This is a genomic window from uncultured Clostridium sp., from assembly GCF_934754915.1.
Lineage (GTDB): Bacteria > Bacillota > Clostridia > Clostridiales > Clostridiaceae > Clostridium.
Map to the genome: position 1 here is coordinate 1 of NZ_CAKVKB010000166.1, position 6,228 is coordinate 6,228.

Below are 6,228 nucleotides of genomic sequence, written 5' to 3' on the forward strand. Positions count from 1 at the left end.
TTATAATACCTCAATTATTAATAGAATAAGCTGTATATATTCTAACCAGATTTTTATTAATTATTACAGTTACAATAACACTTTGATTTATGTAAACAGAAAGATTAAAAATAAAAGCAACATTGAAGTTTTATTAAAAATTAGGTATCATGGAAAATGAAAGAAAACGAGGGGATGTGAATACAATAAAGTTAACAGAAAAAACAAAGATTCAGACGGAAAAGAGAATCATGAAGTTATCTTTGATTGGAAGTATTTTATTTATGGCAGTAGAGGGGATAATGGCATATGTTACAAATTCTAGTTCAATACTTATAGATTTTGTGTTTGATATTACAGAGCTTATTATGATATGGCCATTTCTTTTTTTGGTTCCATTATTGTACAAACCTGTGACAGAAAAGAGACCTTATGGATTTGCTCAAATTGAATCCTTGTTTATAATCATAAAATACAGTGTGCTGTTATTTATTACAATACAGCTTTTTATTGATAGTTTACATACAATATTAGATGGGGGACATGCTGTTGATGCGGGAAGCATTGCAATATTTGAATTCTGTGTCTTTATAGGATGCTTTATTATGTATAAGGTTCTTTCATATTACAGAAAAAAATATGAGTCAGATTCTATTCGTGCAGAATTATATGTATGGAAATTGGATGTACTTAGCAGCTTAGGAGTTTCATTTGCTTTTTTTGCACAAATGATTTTGCAGAAAACTTCCTTTTCATGGGCTGCACCATATATTGACCCTGTGGTAGCAATAATAATGTCTTTATGCCTCATTATTGAACCAGTAAGGATGATTGGAATAAGCCTTAAGGAACTGGTTCTGTTTGCACCTAAAAAGGAAATCATGGATGAAATACGTGAAACAGCACAAAGATATATTGAAAATGGAATGTATAAACTTCAATTTTTAGATGTTATTCAGACTGGTAGAAAGACATGGGTTGAAGTTTATATAAGAAGTCATGACAATAATATAAATATTTCTGAATTAAAAAATATAAGAAATGAGATAATTAGTGAATTAAAGCCTGTATTTGATCAGATATATGTAGAGCTTATACCAGATGTAGAGGAATAAAATTTAGGAGCGCCTTTATTTAAAGGCGCTCCTGATGCTTAATAAAATAAATATGAAAAAATTAGAAAAAATATTGACAAAACCATTTGATAGGAATATTATATAGATAACAAGTTAAAGACAAAACGTCATTAAGTATAAAGTTAATAATATCACATAATAAATTGGAATTGATATTATATATTGCAACACATAATAAAAGCTGAAATTTTTGCAAAATTTCTATAATCATTAGCTTAAAAATATGCAATTTTATTTTACAAACACTTAATGACAAAACGTTATTAACATTTGGCTTTACAATAATATGAAATGCTGTATTCTAGAAATACTTAATAACAAAATGTCATTATTAAATTTTTACAGAATCAATAAAAAATAATTTAAAGGGATGTGTTTATTATGAAAAATAAAAGATTATTAAGAAATGAAAGAAACTTATCAATGCTTATAGAATTTTATGAATTTACCATGAGCAACACTTTTATGGCAGACAATAAAAAGGATACAAGAGTATGTTTTGATATGTTTTTCAGAAAAAGTCCAGATAATGCTGAATTTGCAATAGCAGCAGGTCTTGAGCAGTTAATTGATTATATTGAAAATCTGCATTTTGATGATGAGGATATTGAATATTTGAGAAGCAAAAATATTTTTAATGAAGAATTTTTAAATTATTTAAGAGATTTTAAGTTTAGTGGTAATGTTTATGCACTGCCAGAGGGAACTGTAGTATTTCCAGGAGAACCTATAGTGACAGTTGTTGCACCTGTAATAGAAGCACAGCTTTTAGAAACTATGGTTCTTGTAACAATAAATCATCAAAGTCTTATAGCAACAAAAACAAGCAGAATAGTAAGAGCTGCAAAAGGAAGACCAGTACTTGAATTTGGTTCAAGAAGAGCACAGGGATATGATGGGGCAATACTTGGTGCAAGAGCAGCATATATAGGAGGGGCAACAGGAACTGCATGTACTGCAACAGATGTAGATTACAAGGTACCTGCTTCAGGAACAATGGCACATTCTTTTATTCAGCTTTATGATGATGAGTATACAGCATTTGCAGCATATGCAAAAAATAATTCAGATAATGCTACTTTGCTTGTAGATACTTATAACGTGCTTCAGTCTGGAATTCCAAATGCAATAAAAGTATCTAAGGAAATATTAGAACCTATGGGAAAAAGGCTTAAAGGTATAAGAATAGATAGTGGAGACTTAACTTATCTTTCAAAGAAAGCGAGAAAAATGCTTGATGATGCAGGACTTAATGACTGTAAAATAGTCGTATCTAATAGTCTTGATGAAAATATTATAAATGAGCTTTTGGCACAGGGAGCACAAATTGATATATTTGGAGTAGGTGAAAGACTTATAACTTCAAAATCAGAACCTGTTTTTGGTGGAGTATATAAGCTTGCGGCTGTAGAAGAAAAAGGAAAATTCATGCCAAGGATAAAGGTTTCTGAAAATCCTGAAAAGATAACTAATCCAGGGTATAAGGAGTTATGGAGATTGTACGATAAGGAAACTAATAAAGCATTGGCAGATGTTATTACATTAAAAGGTGAAGAAATAAGTACTGATAGTTATGAAATATTTGATCCTGTTTATACATGGAAAAAGAAGGAAGTTAAAAATATAAAAGCAAGAAAACTTCAGGTGCCTGTATTTATAGATGGTGAATGTGTATATAAAACTCCAGAGCTTGAAGAAATCAAAAAGTATTGTTTAAATGAAGTTAATAGTATGTGGGAAGAGGTAACACGTTTTGTAAATCCTCAGAAATATTATGTTGATCTTTCTTTGAAATTATGGAATTTAAAGAATGAAATGCTGGAAAAACACAGATGTCAGCCTGAAAAATAAAAAATTATTAAATAAAAGAAGCTTAAAAAATTTCATATATAGAAAGAGGACGATTTTATGGAAGTAATGAAAGAAAATTTAAAAAGAGAGCTAAGCTGTTGGAAGAAAACTGAATGTTTGTGGATGTTAATTGCTAATTTAATAATACTTGGAGTATCTTTATATTTTCATGATACAGCAATTGGGATAATTGCATCTATTACAGGAACAATGTGTGTTATCCTTACCGGAATGGGAAGGATGTCTAATTTTATCTTTGGAACTATAAACATAGTTTTATATGCAATTGTAGCATATAAAGCTACCTATTATGGAGATGTTATGCTTAATTTATTATTCTATTTTCCAACTAATATAATAGGCTGGTTTATGTGGAAAAAGCATATGAATAGTGAAAGTGGTGAAGTTATTAAACAGAAGCTCAGCTTAAAAATGGAGATTATAATAGGAATTATAAGCGTTTTGGGAATAATTGTATATGGATATTTTTTAGGTCATTATACAGATGATTCCCTTCCTTATGTTGACAGCATGAGTACAGTTTTGTCAATTGTAGCGCAGGTATTATTAATGAAGAGATATATGGAGCAATGGATTATCTGGATTATAGTAGACGGGGTTTCAATATTTATGTGGATTATGGCTTTCTTTAATGAAGGAGAAAGTGTGGCAACATTACTTATGTGGAGTGTTTACTTTGTTAATGCAATTATTATGTTTATAAAATGGTACAAAGAAAGTACAAATCAAAGTATCACAGGAAACAAATATGATAATTTATAAGATTTGTATATTATAATTGGTAATTAAGAAATGAAATTTTTGCAAGATTTATTGGACGTTTTTACATGTATCAAATAAATTTTAGGTTCGATTTTAATCTTGTAACATATATTTTTTATATTCATGAGATAAAATTCAAATGTTATTTAATCTCACATATCAAGAAATTAAACAATTTTATGGGAGGAATTATTATGTATGATGTAGGAATGTATGGAGGAGCATTTAACCCTCTTCATATTAAACATGTTGAATGTATTATAAAGGCAGCAACTATGTGCAGGGAACTGTATATTGTAATATCTCAGGCAGAAAAGTATGAAACGATAGATATAAGGGTCAAATACAGATGGATTTACAGGATAACAAAACATTTAAGCAATGTTAAAATTTTAATTTTGGAAGATAAAACAGAAAGCAAGGCAGATTATACTGAAGATTTATGGGATGATGACTGCAGAAAAGTAAAAGAAATGATAGGCAAACATATTGATGCTGTGTTTTGTGGAAGTGACTATGATGAAAACAGTTTTTGGAATAAATGTTATCCTGATAGTGAATTTATCGTCTTTGAAAGGGACAAGTATATAAGTTCAACAGCAATACGTAACGATGTTTATGGACACTGGGACTGGCTGCCTTTAGAAGTGAGACCATACTTTGTAAAAAAGGTATTATTAATTGGTGGTGAAAGTACAGGAAAATCCACTTTAACAATAAATCTTGCTAAATATTATAATACAAATTTTCTTGAAGAAGTTGGACGTGAATTATCAGAACTTTCTGGAACTGATAAAATGATGCTTAAAGAAGATTATGTGAAAATACTTCTTGAGCATAAAGATAAAGAGTTAAAATTAAAAGAAAGCAGCAATAAACTTCTTTTTATTGATACAGATTGTCTTATAACTAAATTTTATATGGAATTTTTAAAAGATGATGGAATAGAAAAAAATGCTGTTCTTGCAGATGCAATTGCAAAGATAAATGACTATGACCTTATATTATTTTTAACACCTGATGTTGAATTTGTACAGGATGGAACACGTAATGAAGAAATTAAAAATGAAAGGAAAATGTACAGTGATAAAATAAGAAAAATTTATACTGAATCAGGATTTAAGTATCATGTTATTAGTGGAAGCTATGAAGAAAGATTTTTAAAAGCTGTTGATTTAATTGATAATATGCTGAAACCATTGGAAGAATAGGGAATTTAAATAAGGAGTATATAATTATGATAGAAAATACAAGAAAATTAAAGAAATAAGTAGTATTAGTGAGATATTTTAATATAGTGAATTTTCAAAATTATATTTATAAAAGAACTTACTTGGTTTAACTTTGACTTTCTTTGACCTTGATTTTATAATGTACTTGTACAAAAGATAAGGAGAGGGATTTAAGAGGTGGTTAAAAATAAGAATCACTGATTGATGAACTTGGTTTGGAAGATATAAATTAATTCAATCTTTATAAACAAAAATAGAAGTCAGAATATCAAAGGAGGTCGTTTGTATGTTTGGATTAATACCTTTTAAAACTGATACAAATGTAAGAGGAGTAAGTTTAGCAGATTTCATGAGCGATTTCTTTAATGATGATTTTTTAACACCAATGGGAATGAACTTTGATATGAGCAAATTTAATGCAGATGTCAGGGAAACTGAAAATGAATACCTTGTAAGTGCAGAACTTCCAGGAGTAAATAAGGATGATATAAGCCTTGATTATAATAATAATAATCTTACAATCAGGGCAAAGAGATCAGAATGTCATGATAACAGCAAAGATAGCTACATTCAAAAAGAAAGAAGCTATGGAGAATTAACAAGATCATTTTATCTTGATAATGTAAAGAAAGAAGGCATAAGAGCAAAGTTTGAAAATGGAGAGCTCATGGTAATATTGCCTAAGGAATGTAAAACAAAAAACAGCAGTTCAGGAATTTTCATAGAATAATTTATAATTAAAAAATAAATTGGATAATTTTTAGCGACTTGTTCTAGTTACAAGCTTAAAGGAGGATTTTATATGTTTGGAATAATACCATTTAAAACTAATAATTCAAATAATAAAGGTGGTTATGTAGGAGACTTATTTGATGACTTCTTTAACAGTGACTTTTATACTCCTGTTGAAATAAATAATGAAATGAATAAATTTAAGACAGATATTAAAGAAACAGATAAAGAATACTTAGTAAGTGCTGATCTTCCAGGAGTAGATAAGAAGGATATAAGTGTAAATTATAATAATAAATATCTTGTTATTTCAGCAAAGAGATCTGAAGATTGTGATGAAAAGAAAAATAATTATGTAAGGAAAGAAAAGACTTATGGAGAATTAACAAGATCATTTTATTTTGATAATATTGAAGCCGATAAAATTAATGCGAAATTTGAAAATGGTGTGTTAAAGGTAGAACTCCCTAAAGAAGCTAAAAAAGAAGATAAAGGTACAGCCATAGAAATTAAGT

6 protein-coding genes are annotated in these 6,228 nt (G+C 28.6%); all 6 read left to right on the plus strand.

What is annotated here, in order from left to right:
- Nucleotides 1-176 precede the first annotated feature (176 nt).
- Nucleotides 177-1,094 carry a cation diffusion facilitator family transporter gene (locus Q0F58_RS16415; protein ID WP_294378945.1) on the plus strand — a complete coding sequence of 306 codons (918 nt, stop codon included), beginning with the start codon at nucleotides 177-179 and terminating at the stop codon, nucleotides 1,092-1,094.
- 402 nt (nucleotides 1,095-1,496) lie between these two features.
- The gene (locus Q0F58_RS16420; protein ID WP_294378946.1) at nucleotides 1,497-2,966 is read left to right on the plus strand and encodes a nicotinate phosphoribosyltransferase; all 1,470 of its coding nucleotides are present in this window, start codon (nucleotides 1,497-1,499) and stop codon (nucleotides 2,964-2,966) included.
- 57 nt (nucleotides 2,967-3,023) lie between these two features.
- A complete protein-coding gene (gene pnuC / locus Q0F58_RS16425) occupies nucleotides 3,024-3,749 on the plus strand; it encodes a nicotinamide riboside transporter PnuC (RefSeq protein WP_294378947.1) in 726 nt (241 codons plus the stop codon).
- A gap of 194 nt (nucleotides 3,750-3,943) precedes the next feature.
- On the plus strand, nucleotides 3,944-4,960 hold the full coding sequence (locus tag Q0F58_RS16430) for an AAA family ATPase (protein ID WP_294378948.1): 1,017 nt from the start codon (nucleotides 3,944-3,946) through the stop codon (nucleotides 4,958-4,960).
- A gap of 307 nt (nucleotides 4,961-5,267) precedes the next feature.
- Entirely contained in the window at nucleotides 5,268-5,711 is a 444-nt protein-coding gene (locus Q0F58_RS16435) for an Hsp20/alpha crystallin family protein (protein WP_294378949.1), read from the plus strand.
- 72 nt (nucleotides 5,712-5,783) lie between these two features.
- A partial coding sequence (locus Q0F58_RS16440; protein ID WP_294378950.1) for an Hsp20/alpha crystallin family protein occupies nucleotides 5,784-6,228 on the plus strand: 445 nt, incomplete at its 3' end.

Excerpts from the sequence above, each read along its gene's own strand:
- Q0F58_RS16420 (WP_294378946.1), top strand. The coding sequence starts at position 1,497 with ATGAAAAATAAAAGATTATTAAGAAATGAAAGAAACTTATCAATGCTT.
- pnuC (WP_294378947.1), top strand. The coding sequence starts at position 3,024 with ATGGAAGTAATGAAAGAAAATTTAAAAAGAGAGCTAAGCTGTTGGAAG.
- Q0F58_RS16430 (WP_294378948.1), top strand. The coding sequence starts at position 3,944 with ATGTATGATGTAGGAATGTATGGAGGAGCATTTAACCCTCTTCATATT.
- Q0F58_RS16435 (WP_294378949.1), top strand. The coding sequence starts at position 5,268 with ATGTTTGGATTAATACCTTTTAAAACTGATACAAATGTAAGAGGAGTA.